Annotated in this window: 11 protein-coding genes; 2 read left to right on the forward strand and 9 right to left on the reverse strand. The window is 61.7% G+C overall.

The genetic code is table 11. From position 1 onward, the window contains the following. Positions 1-71: 71 nt before the first annotated feature. The 8 genes from M5B98_RS15885 to M5B98_RS15920 all read right to left on the reverse strand — a co-directional run bounded on the left by M5B98_RS15885 (position 72) and on the right by M5B98_RS15920 (position 12625). Positions 72-1601: a DHA2 family efflux MFS transporter permease subunit gene (locus tag M5B98_RS15885; protein WP_096822287.1), complete on the reverse strand. Its 1530-nt coding sequence runs from the start codon at positions 1599-1601 to the stop codon at positions 72-74. Between the two features lie 81 nt (positions 1602-1682). Next, positions 1683-2885 (reverse strand): efflux RND transporter periplasmic adaptor subunit, encoded by a 1203-nt coding sequence (locus M5B98_RS15890; RefSeq protein WP_085712423.1) that lies wholly within the window; start codon positions 2883-2885, stop codon positions 1683-1685. A 15-nt stretch (positions 2886-2900) separates the two neighbouring features. Then, positions 2901-4370, reverse strand: a complete 1470-nt coding sequence (locus tag M5B98_RS15895; protein WP_248743204.1) for an efflux transporter outer membrane subunit — start codon at positions 4368-4370, stop codon at positions 2901-2903. Beyond that, a complete protein-coding gene (locus M5B98_RS15900) occupies positions 4360-4842 on the reverse strand; it encodes a MarR family winged helix-turn-helix transcriptional regulator (protein ID WP_085712425.1) in 483 nt (160 codons plus the stop codon). Before M5B98_RS15900 ends, M5B98_RS15895 begins: the two co-directional genes overlap by 11 nt. A 225-nt stretch (positions 4843-5067) precedes the next feature. Then, positions 5068-6390 carry a hypothetical protein gene (locus tag M5B98_RS15905; RefSeq protein WP_248743205.1) on the reverse strand — a complete coding sequence of 441 codons (1323 nt, stop codon included), beginning with the start codon at positions 6388-6390 and terminating at the stop codon, positions 5068-5070. 119 nt (positions 6391-6509) lie between these two features. Continuing rightward, positions 6510-10184, reverse strand: a complete 3675-nt coding sequence (locus tag M5B98_RS15910) for a translocation/assembly module TamB domain-containing protein (RefSeq protein WP_248743206.1) — start codon at positions 10182-10184, stop codon at positions 6510-6512. After that, positions 10181-11908: an autotransporter assembly complex protein TamA gene (locus tag M5B98_RS15915; RefSeq protein ID WP_248743207.1), complete on the reverse strand. Its 1728-nt coding sequence runs from the start codon at positions 11906-11908 to the stop codon at positions 10181-10183. Before M5B98_RS15915 ends, M5B98_RS15910 begins: the two co-directional genes overlap by 4 nt. Positions 11909-11974: 66 nt before the next feature. Next, entirely contained in the window at positions 11975-12625 is a 651-nt protein-coding gene (locus tag M5B98_RS15920; protein ID WP_248743208.1) for a GNAT family N-acetyltransferase, read from the reverse strand. A gap of 301 nt (positions 12626-12926) precedes the next feature. Here M5B98_RS15920 and xthA point away from each other — a divergent pair, with 301 nt between their 5' ends. Both xthA and M5B98_RS15930 read left to right on the forward strand, forming a co-directional pair. Then, positions 12927-13739, forward strand: coding sequence for an exodeoxyribonuclease III (xthA, locus tag M5B98_RS15925; RefSeq protein WP_085712430.1), 813 nt, complete (start codon positions 12927-12929; stop codon positions 13737-13739). Positions 13740-13859: 120 nt separating this feature from the next. Beyond that, complete coding sequence (locus tag M5B98_RS15930) at positions 13860-15194, forward strand: substrate-binding domain-containing protein (RefSeq protein WP_248743381.1); 1335 nt, start codon at positions 13860-13862, stop codon at positions 15192-15194. Between the two features lie 158 nt (positions 15195-15352). Here the strand turns inward: M5B98_RS15930 and M5B98_RS15935 are convergent, their stop codons facing one another. Continuing rightward, positions 15353-16582 (reverse strand): acyl-CoA dehydrogenase, encoded by a 1230-nt coding sequence (locus M5B98_RS15935; protein WP_041075051.1) that lies wholly within the window; start codon positions 16580-16582, stop codon positions 15353-15355. Between the last annotated feature and the right edge of the window lie 53 nt (positions 16583-16635).

Consider the following 16635-nt stretch of genomic DNA (forward strand, 5'->3'; position numbering starts at 1 on the left):
TTCAGCATTTCTGTTGACTGATTCATCGCTATCGCGAGCAGGCTCGCTCCCACATTTGATCGGATTGCAGATCAGTGACCGCTGGCCGCCGGGCCTGCCTTGGCAGCAAACGGCGGCTTGGCCAGCCAAACAATCAATATCAACCCCATAAACCCCCACCCCAACAGCGTGAAGTAATCCACGGTCGAAAGCATGTACGCCTGACTCGTCAGCACATGATCAAGCTGCGCATACGCCGGATTACCCGCCCCGCCCAGATTGTTCAGCGCTTCCCGGGTTGCCGGCTCATAGGTGCTGATGCTTTCACTCATGTAGGCATGATGCTGGTCCGCCCGACGAATCCAGATCCAGGTGGTCAGCGACGCCGCAAAGCTGCCGCCCAAGGTCCGCAGGAACGTCGCCAGACCGGCGCCGTCGGCAATCTGGCTCGGTGGCAGGTCCGACATCAGGATGCTCAGGGTCGGCATGAAGAACAGCGCCACACCGATGCCCATGAACAGTTGCACCAGGGCGATGTGCTGGAAGTCCACTTCGTTGGTGAACTCGGCACGCATGAAGCAGCTCAGGCCGATCGCCAGGAACGCCAGCCCGGCCAGCAGGCGCAGGTCGAACTTGTGCGCGTACTTGCCGACAAACGGTGAAAGCACCACCGGCAGAATGCCGATCGGTGCCACCGCCAGCCCGGCCCAGGTCGCGGTGTAGCCCATCTGGGTCTGCAGCCACTGCGGCAGGATCAGGTTGATGCCGAAGAACCCGGCGTAACCCAACACCAGCACCAGCGTGCCGATGCGGAAGTTGCGGTGGGCGAACAGACGCAGATTGACCACCGGATGCTGGTCGGTCATTTCCCAGATCACGAACACCGCCAAGGCAATCACCGAAATCGCCGCACCGATGATGATGAAGTTCGATTCGAACCAGTCCAGGTCATTGCCCTTGTCGAGGATCACCTGCAACGCACCGACGCCGATGATCAGCGTGATCAACCCGACGTAGTCCATTGGCTGACGACTGGTGACCACCGGACGCTTGGCCAGTTGCGAACGCACCACCATCACCGCGAACACGCCAATCGGTACGTTGATAAAGAAAATCCATGGCCAGCTGTAACTGTCGGTGATCCAGCCGCCGAGAATCGGGCCGGCAATCGGCGCCACCACCGTGACCATCGCCAATAACGCCAGGGCCATGCCGCGCCTGGCGGGCGGATACACCGCGATCAGCAGCGTCTGGGTCATCGGGTACAGCGGCCCGGCCACCAGCCCTTGCAGGACCCGGAAACCGATCAGCTCGGGCATCGAGGTGGAAATACCGCAGAGGAACGAGGCCAGCACGAACAGCATGGTGGCCCAGAGAAACAGCTTCACCTCACCGAAACGCCGGCTCAACCAGCCGGTGAGCGGCAGCGCGATGGCGTTGCTCACGGCGAACGAGGTGATGACCCAGGTGCCCTGCTCCGAACTCACACCGAGGTTGCCGGAGATGGTCGGCAGCGCCACGTTGGCGATGGTGGTGTCGAGCACTTGCATGAAGGTCGCCAGCGATAGGCCGATGGTGCTGAGCAACAGGCTGGGCGGCGAAAAAGAGGCGTTATTGCTCATCGCGAATCCTTTGGAGCCGAATTTTCTGGAGCGGAGACGGACGCCGCGCCCGTTACGGGGCGCGGCGAAGGGATTGGCGAATCAGCGTTGCGCGGTCTTGCTGACTGCAGCGCTGTTGTCGTGGATCAGTTGCGCGATCATCGCGTCGGCTTCACCCAGTTGACGGTCGTAGACGCTGGTGCTGAACGAGGCCTGTTGCGGCGGTTGCTGTGCCAGTACCGGGCCGCTCTGGTCGTGCAGGTTGACCTCGACATTGGTCGACAGTCCGACACGCAGCGGATGCTTGGCCAGTTCTTCGGCGTTGATATGGATCCGCACCGGTACACGCTGCACGATCTTGATCCAGTTACCGGTGGCGTTCTGCGCCGGCAACAGGGCGAACGCGCTGCCGGTGCCCGCACCGAGGCTGTCGACTGTGCCGCTGAATTTCACGTCGCTGCCGTAGATGTCGGATTCGATGTCCACCGGTTGGCCGATGCGCATGTCGCGCAGCTGGGTTTCCTTGAAGTTGGCGTCGATCCACAGCTGATCCAGCGGGATCACCGCCATCAGCGCGGTGCCCGGCTGCACGCGCTGGCCGAGTTGCACGGTGCGCTTGGCGACGTAACCGGTAACCGGCGCGATCAGCGTGCTGCGAGCGTTGGTCAGGTAGGCCTGGCGCAGATCGGCAGCGGCCGACATCACGTCCGGGTGCGACGACACCACGGTGTCATCCACCAGCGCGCTGGTGGTCTTCAGTTGTTGCTGAGCGTTGGCCAGGGCGTTTTGTGCCGAGGTCAGGTCATCGCGAGCGTGGGACAGTTCTTCCTGGGAAATCGCGCCGCCGGCGGCGAGGTTTTTCCGGCGGTTGTAGTTGTCCTGGGCTTTCTGCACGTTCGCCTGTTGCGCATTGACCTGGGCTTTCATGCCGTCGACGTTGCTGTACAAGCCGCGAACCTGACGCACGGTACGCGCCAGTTTGGCCTGGGCACTTTGCAGGCCGACTTCGGCGTCGTTCGGGTCGAAGTTGACCAATACCTGACCTTCGTGAACCAGATCACCATCGTCGGCGCCGATGCTGACCACGGTGCCGGTGACCAGCGGGGTGATTTCCACGACGTTGCCGTTGACGTAGGCGTCGTCGGTGCTTTCGTTCCAGCGACCGATGAATTCGTGATACGCCCAGACGCCGGCACCGGCGAGGGCAACCACGACGGCCAGCACCAGCAGCATCACTTTGCGTTTGCGCGGATTGCCGGTGTCGGGGGTGTTGTCTTGAGCTTGAGTGTTTTCGGCAGTGGCCATGACAAATACCTTGAATTAGTTGTGCGTGGTGGCTGGGCTGGCGTTGGCGGCGGTCAGGGTCTGCCCCTGAAAGCCGCCACCCAGCGCTTGCATCAGTTGAATCGACAGGTCGATCTGCTCGGCATTCAGGGTCGCCAGCTGACGCTGGGCCTGGAGCAATTGCTGCTCGATGCTGAGCACGTCCAGGTAGTTGCCGATTCCGGAACCGTAACGCTGGACCACGGTGTTGTAAGAATCCTGGGCAATCTCGGTCGCGTGCTGCTGGGCGCCGATCTGCCGGCCGATGTCACGCAACTGGTTGATGGTGTCGCCGACATCGCCCAGGGCTTTCACCAGGCTTTTGTTGTACTGCGCCACGGCCAGGTCGTAATCGGCATCGCGAGCGTCGAGGTTGGCGCGCAGGCGTCCGCCATCGAAGATCGGCAGCGAAAGGGTCGGGGCGATGTTGAAGAAGCGACTGGCGGACCCGAACATCGCGTCACCCAATAACGATTCGGCACCAGCGGAGGCCGACAGGTTCAAGTTGGGATAGAAGCGGGTCTTGGCCGAGTCGATGTCCTTGCTCGCGGCCTCGACACGCCAGCGCGCGGCGACCAGATCCGGGCGACGGCCCAGCAATTCTGCCGGCAGTACCGAGGGCACAGCGACGGCACTGGCCTGCAGGACTTTCGGCCGGGCGATTTCGTTGCCGCGGTCCGGGCCTTTGCCGAGCAATACCGCCAGAGCGATTTTCGCGCTGTTCAGGCGCTTTTCGGCGTCGATCAGGCTGGCTTCGGAGCTGGCTTCCAGACTTTGGGTCTGCTGGAACTGGTACTGGCTGTCGATCCCGGAACTCAGGCGACGCTGGCTCAGGTCGAGCATCTGCTTGGTGCGCTTCAAATCTTCGTTGGCCAGGTCATAAACGATATGGGCCTGACCCAGATCGCTGTAGGCCCGGGCCACGTCGGCGGCGAGGGTCAGTTGTGCGGCCTGACGGTCGACTTCGGCAGCGCGGGCCTGACCAAGTGCGGCTTCCCAGGCGTCACGCTGACCGCCCCAGAGGTCGAAGTTGTAATTGAAGCCGGCGCTGATGTTGCGCACGGTGGCGTAGGCATCGCCCTGCCCTCGCGGGTCCTGATCCTTGGCCAGACGCGAACGGGTAATGCCGGCGCTGGCGTCGAGGGTCGGATAACGCTCGGCATCGGCGGCATACGCAGCGGCGCTGGCCTGATGGGCGCGGGCGTCGGCGATCTGCATGTCCGGGCTGTCGTGCAGGGCTTCGCGGATCAGGCCGTCGAGCTGCGGATCGCCGAGGCTGGTCCACCAGTCGCTCTTCGGCCACGCGGCCGGCGACAGCGTTACGCCGTTGAGGGACTGGCCGACCTTGAGGTCTTTCGCATCAAGGTTTTTGCCATGGGTATCGAGGCCACTGTAGTTGGCGCAACCGGCGAGAATCATCGCCGACAGCACCAGTGTCAGGCTGCTGCGCAAGGTTTTACCGCTCATTGTGTTCACCTAACCGCTGGATGGTGATGGGGTCACCGGCCGCCAGCAAAATTTTCTTGAGTATGTATTCCAGGGTTTTCAACTCATCCGGAGTAATGCCGCCGGCCAACTCGTTCATGGCGTCGGCACCGATGTGCGGCAGACGATCGGCCAGCGCCTGACCTTGCCCGGTGAGCTTCAACTGCACCTGACGGCGATCGCCTTCGCTGCGCTGGCGCACCAGGAAGTCTTTCTGCTCCAGACGGTCGAGCATGCGGGTCATCGAACCGCTGTCCAGCGACAGGTGGCGGCACAGCTCGGCCGGGGTGTCGACGCCGTACTGGGCCATGATGATCAACACCTTGAACTGCGCGGCGGTGATGCCGTGGGGTTCCATGTGGGTGTCGATGATCCTGTCCTTGAGCAAGGCTGCACGGCCGAGCAACAGGCCGAGATGGCAATGCTTGAATTCGTCCGGGGTGAAATGCTTCATGTGCGCACCTAATAACTGCCTAGGCAGTGAATGTATGTCGAGATGTTACTGCCTAGGCAGCGAATGTCAACGTAATAGTTAGGTTGCTTTGTAATTAGTTGACCAGCGGACTGGGTTTTTCTGTTGACCGTGCAGACGCCATCGCGAGCAGGCTCGCTCCCACAGTGATCTCATGCATGTGGGAGCGAGCCTGCTCGCGATGGCAGCGACTCGGAGTAGAGCCAGTCAGGATTTGTCGGAGGGATGATTCATCGGTGGCGGGTGAAGTGGATGGACTTCCCGCCCACGCAAAGCCGTTGCCGCATAACCACAGGCGCGTTTGGCTACCGCATAAATGCTGTGCCAGCCTGGCGGCGTCGGCTCGATGGCAGCATGCAGCGCCCACACGTAATCAAGCAGCAACCCCGGCGTCCAGGCCATGGCTTCGGCGCGCTTGCGCACCTGGGCCGCGACCCAGAACTCGGGGCTGATGATGACCCGGGCAAAATCCAGCATGCTCGAATGGCCTCGGTTCATCGCGCCTTCAAGGGCAGCCTCAAGGCTGTGCGCAACGGCACTCGAGCAATTGCGGCTGGTGAGGTTGTAGGTGGTGTTCTGCCGATAGTCCGCCCAGAACGCCTGAAGCCGTGCGGCATCGTAGTGCCCGAAGCTGACCTGAACCGACGACGGGCACCAGTCGGCGACTTCGCTCGCATAGTCCTGCAGAAACCTGCCTGGGACATCGTTGTTCGGCGTAGCCCGCAGCAACCGCACGAAATCCCCCGCCGAGCGATCGATGTCGTCCAGCGGGTAATGGCTGATGTAGAGGTCCGGCCCACATTCCAGTGCCGCATGACCGGCGGAGATAACGCCGTTGATATCGACCGCCGCGATATAACGGTTGAGCAACCGGTTGCGCACCAGGGTGTCGTCAACCGTACCGCTGGGTGTCCAGACATGGATCACCAACGCGCCACCGTTTGCCGGTGCGTACACCGGGGACGGTGTGACCGGCGAATGCCCGTTCCTGAAGCGCAAGGCCTGCTGCAACAAGGCGCAGCCCGAGAGAAAAATGCTCATGCCAATGCAGAACGGCACCGTCCCTTTGTAAAGCGTCGGGTACGGTTCGAGGATGAACAGCGCGAAGCCGATCTCGAACAACCCCGCCAGCAATGACATTTGCCAACCGACGAAGCGCACCACCACCGCAGCCGCCAGTCGAAAACCGCCGTCGAGCAGAAAAGCCGCACCGAACAGCACCGCGAGAATCAGGCCGGCAGCATGTTGCCGGTCGACGATCAGCAGCCCCAACAGCAGAAAAGCCAGGCCCCGCGCCTTGCGCAACGCCGCCGCCGTGCCGGTTTGCGGGGCCGGCACCAGCAGAATGATCAGGGCTTCGAGCAACAACAGATAGCCGAACACATGCAGCGGGAAGTACAGAACGCCGTCCAACGCATCGATGAAGATCGCCACCCCGGCCGCGCCCCAGACAACGCCGGTCAACGCCAGTGCTGACCAGCGTCGGCGAACAAAGTCGTTACCGAGCAAGACCATACTCAAACGGACCATAGGGCGCCCCCGGGACGTTTCGGGCAGTCGCAATCTGCAGCCTTTCAGCTGAGGTCAGTCTAATACATCAAAAAAAAGCCGGATCGTGGTGACACGATCCGGCTCTGTGGGAGCGAGGCCTAGAAGTCCCGCTTGTAGAAGATGTCCAGCGAACTGGCCACGCCGCTGGCGGCTTCGAGGTAGACCTTTTTGCTCAGCTTGTAGCGCAAGGCGATGGTGTTGGCCGGTTCGAACACGCCGACGCCATAACGCAGGCTGAGCTTCTCGGAGATATTGCCGCTGGCCACCACGCTGGTGGTGTTGCCGCTGCCCTGGGTATCGAGCTGGAAATCCTGGATCCCCAGATCCTTGGCCAGGTTGCTGGTCACCCCGGAGCTGCCCATCAGGCCCAAACCCAGCGCTGCTTGCGCGAGCATGTTGTTGTCTTCGCCGTTGCTGCTCAGTGGGCGCCCCAGCACCAGATAGGACAAGGCCTGCTCCTGGCTCATCGCCGGCTCGGAGAAGATCTGCGTGGTCGGCTGCTCGGCGCTGCCGCTCAGGCGGATGCCGGCGATCACGTCATCGGTCTGGCGGATCGCCTCGATGTCGAGATACGGCTGGTCGATCGGCCCGGCAAACAACAGACGCGCACGGCGCACCGTCAGGCGCTGGCCGTAGGCGCGGTAGCGCCCGTCGTTGAGCCACAGCTCGCCACGGGTATCCATGTTGTCGCCGATATGCACGTGACCTTGCAGATTGGCGGTCAGGCCGAACCCGGCGAAGCTCAGTTTGTCCTCGCCGACCACCACGTCGATGTCCATCTTCATGGCCATCGGTGGTTTGCCCTCTTCGGTCTGCGCGCCGACGATAATCGTGTCCTCGGAGACTTTCACTGTCGATGGCGGCAATTCGCGCACGGTGATTTCGCCTCGGGGCACCAGCACTTTGCCGGCAATCGCCAGCTCGTCGCCGGCCATGGAGATCTTCAGATCCGGCGCCACTTCAAGCTTGGCGTAAGGTTCAACGGTGACCGGCAGTTGCGTGCCCTTGAGCGCCAGATCCACCATCAGCGCCTGACCCCAGGCAACGTTGCCGCTGAGGCTGCCCTGCCCGGTCTTGCCGCTTTTCCAGCCGCCGTCCAGGCGCACCGATTCGCCGGCGATCACCGCTTGCAGTCGCAGATCCTGCAACTGCAACGGCAGTTCCGGGCCGGAGACCTCACCGTCACTGAGTTGCACGGTGCCGTTGACCAGCGGCGCGAGCAGCCCGCCGGAAATCGTGCCGCTGCCGTTCAGGCGTCCGGTGAGTTTCTCGACCATCGGCACGAACGGCCGGGCCACCGACAGATCCAGCCCGCTGAGACGGAACGAGCCATTCAGCGGTTTGTTCTTCGGCAGCGGATTGAGCTGCGCCTGCACCATCAGTTCACCGAGTTTGCCACCGACGAAGTTGAGGTCGGTGTCGATGCGTTTCGGCGTGAGTTTGCTGGTGAGCTTGAGGGTCTGGTACGGGAAGTCCAGCCACTGGTCCTTTTCCTTCATGCGCAAAGTGCCGCCGCTGGCATCGACGCTGATCTGGCCGTTCGGTCCGCTGGCCGGCAGGTCCAGTTGCAGGTCGGCATTGAGCTTGCCCTGCCAGGCGAAATCCTTGGGCAGCCATTGCGCCAGGCTTTCGATCGGGAACTGCTTGAGGTGGTAGCGCAGCTTTGGTTCCGGCATCAAGCGCTGGTCTTCGCCGCACAGGCTGGCACTGCCGGACATCCAGCAATGGGCGCCGAAGTTGATCTTGCCGTCGGCCAGACGCTCAAGTTTCGCCGGGGTTTGCAGCTTCCAGTCCTGACCGCCGGCCTGAATGTCACCGCTGGCCAGACGTCCGCGCCAGTTGCCTTTGTCCAGATTGCCGTCCAGGCCCAGCGCGAGTTTCAGCTTCGGACCGAGCAGGTCGAGATTGAGCTTCTGATTTTTGATATCGCCCTGCGCGCTGACGGTCAGCACACCCAGATTCGTGTCGCCAGCCTGGATGCCGCTGCCCTTCAGATCGATTTTCGCCCGCTGCGCGCTGTCGAGCGTGGCGTCGAGGTTGAGGCTTTGCAGGCGATTGTCCTGGAACACCAGTTGCGAACCTTGCAGGTCGAGCTTGCCTTGCGGGGCTTTCAGCGTACCGGCAACATCGACCCGCCCGTTGATCTGCCCGCGCAACTGCGGCCAGAGCTGGGCCAGACGCGGCAGCTTGATATCGATCTGCCCGGCGAGCTTCTGTTGCAGGCTGCCCTTGCCGTTGATGCTGTTGTCGCCGAGGCGGATTTGCAGCGCATTCAGATTCCACTGTTCGCCGGCGCCGTCAGCCTTGGCTTGCAACACCGCCGGTTGCCCGCGCAGTTTGCCTTTGAGATCGAGGTCGGCGTTGAGGCTCAGGCGTTCATTCTTCATTTCGCCCGTGCTTTTCAGCGGCCCGGCCAGTGTGCCCGGCAACTCCGCCATCCAGTACGCCGGGTTGAGCGCAGACAGTTCCAGCGCCGTGTCCCACGCAATACCGTCGGCGAACTGCACGTTCACATGCCCTTCGGCCTTGCCCTGCCCCGCTTCGAGTTTGAATTGCGGCAGGAAGATTTGCTTGAGGTTGCCGCTGAACGGACTGCTCAGGCTGAACGCCCCCGCCGGGCCATCCAGCGCGGCGGCGAAATTGCCGAGGTATTGGCCGTCGGTGTAGGAGACATCGCCAGTGAACGTGCGCAAGGCGACTTGCGGCTCGTCGATCTCGGAATAGAGCCGATGCCACGGAAAGTCCTGCCAGTTGATGTTGGCCTGGGCGCTGAGGCCTTTGCTCCAGTCCACGTTGCCGGTGAGCTTGAGGCTTTGTTTGTCGTTGGCGGTCAGGTCGAGGCCGGCGATCTGCGCGCCCTTGGCATCGACCTTGCCCTTGAGCAACAGCGCTACCGGACCTTTATCCGCAGGCAACGTCGCATTGCCGAGCAATTGGTAGCCGTTTTTCAGGTCGCCTTCGCCGGTCAATACCAGTTGATTGAGTTGCAGGGTGTCCGGCAGGTCGACGCTCGGTTTGAACGCCTCCGAGGTGATGCGCACCTTGGCCGGCAGGTTTTCCGCCAGCGGTTGCAACTCGCCGCTCAACTGGCCGTCGAGGTAGCCACGGCTGTCGGCGTGCAGATTGAGAGTCTTGAGCAGATCGCCATCGACTTTGAGCGCCAGCGTCCATGGGTCGGTGCCCGGCGACGGCAGGGCCAGATCACCAGCGATGTTCAACGGCCAGTTGCCGGTCGGTTGCAACAGGCCGGAGAGATTCAGGCTTAGGTCGTCGCGTTGCAGTTTCACGCTGTCGATCTGCATGCCCTTGGCAGTCCAGTGCGCCGCCAGCTGCAGGCCTTTGAGCTGTTCGCTTCCGTTGAACAGCAGGCTGCCGACCTGCACGTCACCCAGTTCGATGGCCACCGGCAATTGCAGGTCCGGCAGTTTGATCGGACCGCTTTCGGAGGTTTCTTCGCCGGGCGGGAATTGCAGAATGACCTGATCGGCCTTGAGCTGTTCGATGCACAGCGTCATGCGTGTCAGGCACAGCGGCGACCATTCGAAGATCGGCTTGTTGAGTTCGACGCGACTGCTGTCCTGCTGCCAGAGCAAGTGATCGGCGCTCCACTGTCCACCGAGGCGACCCTGGAAATTGTCGACGCTCAATCCCGGAACCAGACCCAGCACCCAACGGCTGCCAGCCTGGGTGCCGAGCACGGCGGCAATGCTCAATAGAATCAGCAGCACCAGCGACAACAACGCCAGCGCCGAAATTTTCAAACCACGCTTCACAGCTCAGGCCCCATGGAAAAGTGCAGCCGGATGCCGCCATCGTCGTCCAGCGCATGGGCCAGGTCGAGGCGGATCGGCCCCACCGGCGAGACCCAGCGCACACCGATACCGACCCCGGTCTTGAGGTTCGGCAGTTCGAGTTTGTTGAAAGAGTTGCCCTGGTCGACGAAGGTCGCGACCCGCCATTTCTCGGCAATCGAGTATTGATACTCGACGCTGCCGGCCACCATGTAGCGCCCGCCGATGCGGTCGCCTTTGGAGTTTTCCGGGGACAGGCTCTGATAGTCGTAACCGCGCACACTCTGGTCGCCACCGGCGAAGAACCGCAGCGATGGCGGCACCGAGCTGTAACCGTTGGTGGCACTGCCACCGACCTGGACACGTCCGAGGAACCGGTGGTTGTCGAACACCGTGGTCAGGCCTTTGATCAGCGCCGTGCCGTACAACAGGTTGTTGTCCGAGCCGAGGCCTTCTTTCGCTACCTTGCTTTCGAAGGTCAGGCGATAACCGTTGTGCGGGTCGATGCGATTGTCGCTTTTCAGGTAGGAATAACTGATGCCGGGCATCAGCAGGGTACTCAGGCCCGAGTCGTCACCGAGCTGGTATTCCTCACGCTGCCATTTCAGCGAGATCACCCGCTGCCAGCCGCTGGGCAACTTGCTGTGCCATTCCGGGCCGAAGGTCAGCAATTTGCTCAAGGTGTCGGAGCCATCGATGTCTTCGTACTGATAACCGCCGGCCCAACGCAGTTTGTCGGTCAGCGGCGGATCCAGCGGAATGTCGTAGAACAGACCGACGTTCTGCCGCGGCGCCGACAATTCGGCCTCCCAGCCGTAACTGTCGCCCTGCGGATTGACCCAGTGGCGGGTCCAGTTGGCCTTGATCCGCGGCCCGACGTCGGTGGAGTAACCGAGACCGAGGCCCATGGTGCGCGGCTTGCGGGTGTCGAGTTTGACCGCGACCGGGATCACGTCGTCCTTGGCAGCAGTCGGCGCAGCGTCGACCCGCACGCCTTCGAAGTAGCCGCTCGATTGCAGGTCGCGGTTGAGTTCGGCGATCAGCTCGGAGTCGTAAGGCTCGCCCGATTTGAACGGCACCATGCGTTGCAACAGGTCTTCGTCGAACGGCGTGTCGCCTTCGAAACTGACTTTGCCCAGCGCATAACGCGGGCCGCTTTCATAGATCAACTCGACATCGGCCACCCCGGCGCGGGGATCGACCATCAGTTTCTGGCTGGTGAAATGACCACTGAAGAAACCGAAGCGTGAGGCCTGATTCTGGATCAGGCGCTTGGCGTCTTCGTAGCGGCCATGGTTGAGCACCGCGCCGGGCTTGAGCACGTCGCTTTTCGGTACACGAAAGGATTTGAGGGCGGCAGCGGGTCCGTCGACCCGTACGGTGACATTGCGCAGGCGAATCGGCTCGCCGGGATCGATCTTCAGCACCAGACGCGGTTTTTCACCGCCCTTCACTTCGCTGTCGATCTGCGGCTGGTAGTAGCCCAAAGCCTGGGCGGCCTTGCGCGCCTGCTCTTCGGCACCGCGACTGAAGCGCTGCAAGGCTTCTTCGTCACGATCGCCGAGGCTGCCGATATAGCCTTCTATATTGGCCTTGAGTTCATCGTTGGACGGTTTGACCCGCACATCCAATTCACTTTGCGCCAGCGCCGCGCAGCTGGTTAACAGCATGAGCACGCCACTGGTAAATCTTCCTGGAAACTTCATAGGGGCGGATGCTATCACGTGCTTGGGAGCGTGATAGAACCAGACTTTTCTGAAAAAGTTCGATGGTTATGCCGTTGCAGTTTGTAACACCTGTGGATTGGCGTGGAAAAACACGTGCTCACGTACCGGGCCCACGGCGACTTCGCCGATCTCCTCATAACCCTGACGTTTGTAAAATTCCAGGTAACGCGGGTTGCCGGTATCGAGGATCACGCCCTGAGAGGTTTCATCCACTGCACACCAGTTGTGCACCGCTTGCAGCAGTTGTTCGCCGAAGTGTTTGCCCTGAAATTGTGGGTGAACCCCCAGCAGCGGCAGCATGTGCACCGAGTCGGTCGGCACGCAGGCCTCAACGGCGGCGTGATATTCCAGATAGCGCCGGGTGCAGCGGAAGCCAGTGCTCAACACCATGCGCAAACGCCAGGCCCAACTTTCGGTGACACCCAGACGCCGTTGCGGCGGCGCGATCAGGGCGATGCCGATCAAGCGATCATTGACCAACAGGCCAATGGCCGGCAGATCCTGCAGGAAATGCTGTTTGACCAGTTCCCGCACCGTGGCGCGCACCCGTTGTTCGTAACCCGGGCGTTCGGCCTCGAACAGGTAAGCGAAGGTCGGCTCGTGACGATAGGCCTGATACAGCAGGGATCGCGCTTCACGGGAATAGCCGCGGTCGAGCATGTGGATGTCGGCGATGGCGGTCGAGGTTTCAGGCATGACGGTGATTCTCCCCGGGGCGTGCTCGGATGGCGGCGCTCTTGTTGGTACGAACCTTTTGGTGATGGCACAGTTCCCCACAGGTATAGACCAATCGTGGATCTTCATCGACCAGACGGGCCCCATCGCGAGCAGGCTCGCTCCCACATTTCGATCGCGCTCCCCTGTGGGAGCGAGCCTGCTCGCGAAGAGGCGAGAACAGGCGCCACACATCTGACAGGCCAAAATGTTTTCTCCCACCCCACACTGGCCCCCACCCTACATGTCAGCTAGCATCGCCCTTTTGCCAGGACTGCCGACCATGAAGATCGTTTCCTTCAACATCAACGGACTGCGGGCCCGCCCGCATCAGCTGGCGGCGCTGATCGAAAAGCATCAGCCGGACGTCATCGGCCTGCAGGAAACCAAGGTCCACGACGACCAGTTCCCGCTGGAAGAAGTGCGTGCCCTGGGTTATCACGTGTATTTCCACGGCCAGAAAGGCCATTACGGCGTTGCCCTGCTCTCGCGCCAGGAGCCGATTGCCGTGCACAAAGGCTTCGCCACCGATGAAGAAGACGCTCAGCGGCGCTTTATCTGGGGCACGTTCGCCGACGCCAACGGCGTGCCGGTGACGATCATGAACGGCTATTTCCCACAGGGCGAAAGCCGCGACCATCCGACCAAATTCCCGGCCAAGCAGCGCTTCTACAGCGATCTGCAAACACTGCTGGAAAGCCAGTTCAACAATGAACAGCCGCTGGTGGTGATGGGCGACGTGAACATTTCCCCGGAAGACTGCGACATCGGCATCGGCCCGGACAACATGAAGCGCTGGCTGAAAACCGGCAAATGCAGCTTCCTGCCGGAAGAGCGCGAGTGGATGGCCCGCCTGAAAAACTGGGGCCTGACCGACAGCTTCCGTCACCTGAACCCGGACGTGGCTGACGTCTTCAGCTGGTTCGACTACCGCAGCCGTGGTTTTGAAGACGAGCCGAAGCGTGGTCTGCGGATCGACGTGATCCTGGCTTCCCACGGTTTGCTGCCACGGGTGAAAGCCGCCGGTGTCGACTATGAACTGCGCGGGATGGAAAAGCCTTCGGACCATGCGCCGATCTGGCTTGAATTGAGCTGATAGCGCAATCACCTCAGATCACTGTGGGAGTTCGCTCCCACAGCCTGAACACTGTCATCTTTCAGAAACGTCCCTGACTTAATCTCCCCGGCAATCCCCTTGGCTGCATTCGGTGCCGGCATGACCCTGCGCGTTCTGTTCGTCTTTCTCCTGAGTGCCTGGCTGCAGGTTTCGGCCGCTGCATTGCCCATTCCCGAGAACGGCCCGGTCCTGCGCATCCAGGGCTCCAACACCATTGGCGCAGCCCTCGGCCCGGCGCTGGTTGAGGGACTGCTGGAAGAACAGGGGCTGGTGAAAGTCCACAGCGAAACCCCGGACACCGCTAACGAGCAACGGGTCGTCGGCCTCACGGCTCAAGGCAAACGGGTCGTGGTGGAAATCGCCGCCCATGGTTCCAGCACCGGTTTCTCCGCGCTCAAAAACAACAGCGCCGATCTCGCTGCGTCTTCGCGCCCGATCAAGGACAGCGAGCTCGCCAGCCTTGTTTCACTTGGCGATCTGAAAAGCCCCGGCGCCGAGCAGGTCATCGCCATCGATGGCCTGGCGATCATCCTTCACCCCGACAATCCACTGAATCAACTGAACACCGAGCAACTGGCGCGGATCTTCAGCGGCGAGGCCAAGACGTGGGAAGAACTCGGCGGCAAGGGTGGGACGATTCATCTGTATGCGCGGGATGATCAGTCCGGCACCTACGACACGTTCAAGGAACTGGTCCTCAGCCGTCGTGGGAAAACCCTGAATAATTCAGCGAAACGTTTCGAGTCGAGCGAGCAACTGTCCGACGCGGTCAGTGCCGATCCGCAGGGCATCGGTTTTATCGGCCTGCCTTACGTGCGCCAGGCAAAAGCCGTGGCCATCGTCGACGGGCAATCCCAGGCCATGCTGCCACTGGCCAGCCTGATCGCCACCGAAGACTATCCACTGTCCCGTCGGCTGTTCTTCTATTTGCCACCCGACAATCAAAATCCATGGGCCGCAGCCTTGGCGGACTTTGCGCAAAGCCGTCAGGGCCAGGCGATTGTCGCGGCCAACGGTTTTATCGCCCAGACCGTGCACGCCATCTCGGTCACGCCGAATGCGCTGATGCCCGAGGGTTATCAATCCCTCAGCCGGCATGCCCAGCGTCTGACCGTGAATTTCCGCTTCGAAGAAGGCAGCGCCAGCCTCGACAACAAGGCCCGCCAGGATCTGGCCCGGGTGTTCGACTATATAAAGCACCACGACAAGACCGACCGCGCGGTAACGTTGGTGGGATTCGGCGACGCCAAGGACGACCCGGCCCGGGCGGATCTGCTGTCGAAGCTGCGGGCGATGGCGGTACGCCGGGAACTGGTGAAGAACGGCGTGGTGTTGCGCGAAGTGCGCGGGTTTGGCGCGTTGATGCCGGTGGCGACCAACAGCGGGGATGAAGGGCGGATCAAGAATCGGCGGGTTGAGGTTTGGGTTTACTGAATCTGATGTTGATGCGTTGCAGGTACTGACGCCATCGTCGGATCGCCGCCCGGACCAAGCCCGCTCCCACAGGGATCTTCGGTGAACACAAATGGTGTGAGCACCAGCAGACTTGTGGGAGCTGGCTTGCCAGCGATGAACGATAACGCGGCTTTGGATCAGCGCTCGCTACGCAGCATTTCCTTCGGCACGTACTTGCCGATCTCGAACTTGCCGATCGCCGCGCGGTGCACTTCGTCCGGGCCGTCGGCCAGGCGCAGGGTGCGTTGCATCGCGTACATATAGGCCAGCGGGAAATCGTTCGACACCCCTGCCCCGCCATGGATCTGGATCGCCCGGTCGATCACCCGCAACGCGACGTTTGGCGCGACGACCTTGATCTGCGCGATTTCGCTCTTGGCGACCTTGTTGCCCACGGTGTCCATCATGTACGCCGCTTTCAGGGTCAGCAGACGCGCCATGTCGATTTCCATCCGCGAGTCGGCGATCTTGTCGACGTTACCGCCCAGACGTGCCAGCGGTTTGCCGAACGCAGTGCGGCTTACCGAACGTTTGCACATCAGTTCCAGTGCACGCTCGGCCATGCCGATCGAACGCATGCAGTGGTGAATCCGGCCCGGGCCAAGGCGACCTTGAGCGATTTCGAAGCCGCGTCCTTCACCGAGCAGGACGTTTTCGTAAGGCACCCGCACGTTGTCGAACAGCACTTCGGCGTGACCGTGGGGTGCGTCGTCGTAACCGAACACCGGCAACGGACGGACGATCTTCACACCGGGGGTGTCGACCGGCACCAGGATCATCGAGTGCTGGGCGTGGCGCGGGGCGTCGGGGTTGCTCAGGCCCATGAAGATCAGGATCTTGCAGCGCGGATCGCAGGCGCCGGAGGTCCACCATTTCTTGCCGTTGATCACCCACTCGTCACCATCCCGCACGGCACGGGCGGCCATGTTGGTGGCGTCGGAGGACGCAACGTCCGGCTCGGTCATGGCGAACGCCGAACGGATCTCGCCACGCAGCAGCGGTTCGAGCCAGCGCTGTTTCTGTTCTTCGTTGGCGTAACGCACCAGCACTTCCATGTTGCCGGTGTCCGGCGCCGAACAGTTGAACGGCTCGGGACCGAGCAGCGAACGGCCCATGATTTCCGCCAATGGCGCGTATTCGAGGTTGGTCAGGCCGGCGCCCAGTTCCGACTCAGGCAGAAACAAATTCCACAGCCCTTCGGCCTTGGCCTTGGCCTTGAGCTCTTCCATGATTGCGGTCGGCTGCCAGCGGTCACCCTCGGCAACCTGCCGTTCGAACACGGCTTCGGCCGGGTAAACGTAAGTGTCCATGAACGCGGTCACGCGCTCACGCAGTTCCTGAACCTTGGGCGAATAAGCGAAATCCATGAGCAATTACCTTCTGTGGCAGAGGTTGTTTAGGTCATGCAATCGATGCTAGA

Source organism: Pseudomonas sp. MWU12-3088, assembly GCF_023242405.1.
Classification (GTDB): domain Bacteria; phylum Pseudomonadota; class Gammaproteobacteria; order Pseudomonadales; family Pseudomonadaceae; genus Aquipseudomonas; species Aquipseudomonas kribbensis.

Bases quoted from the DNA above. Each gene is read 5' to 3' on its own strand.
- M5B98_RS15885 (WP_096822287.1), bottom strand. From the start codon at position 1,601: ATGAGCAATAACGCCTCTTTTTCGCCGCCCAGCCTGTTGCTCAGCACC.
- M5B98_RS15890 (WP_085712423.1), bottom strand. From the start codon at position 2,885: ATGGCCACTGCCGAAAACACTCAAGCTCAAGACAACACCCCCGACACC.
- M5B98_RS15895 (WP_248743204.1), bottom strand. From the start codon at position 4,370: ATGAGCGGTAAAACCTTGCGCAGCAGCCTGACACTGGTGCTGTCGGCG.
- M5B98_RS15900 (WP_085712425.1), bottom strand. From the start codon at position 4,842: ATGAAGCATTTCACCCCGGACGAATTCAAGCATTGCCATCTCGGCCTG.
- M5B98_RS15905 (WP_248743205.1), bottom strand. From the start codon at position 6,390: ATGGTCCGTTTGAGTATGGTCTTGCTCGGTAACGACTTTGTTCGCCGA.
- M5B98_RS15915 (WP_248743207.1), bottom strand. From the start codon at position 11,908: ATGAAGTTTCCAGGAAGATTTACCAGTGGCGTGCTCATGCTGTTAACC.
- M5B98_RS15920 (WP_248743208.1), bottom strand. From the start codon at position 12,625: ATGCCTGAAACCTCGACCGCCATCGCCGACATCCACATGCTCGACCGC.
- xthA (WP_085712430.1), top strand. From the start codon at position 12,927: ATGAAGATCGTTTCCTTCAACATCAACGGACTGCGGGCCCGCCCGCAT.
- M5B98_RS15930 (WP_248743381.1), top strand. From the start codon at position 13,860: ATGACCCTGCGCGTTCTGTTCGTCTTTCTCCTGAGTGCCTGGCTGCAG.
- M5B98_RS15935 (WP_041075051.1), bottom strand. From the start codon at position 16,582: ATGGATTTCGCTTATTCGCCCAAGGTTCAGGAACTGCGTGAGCGCGTG.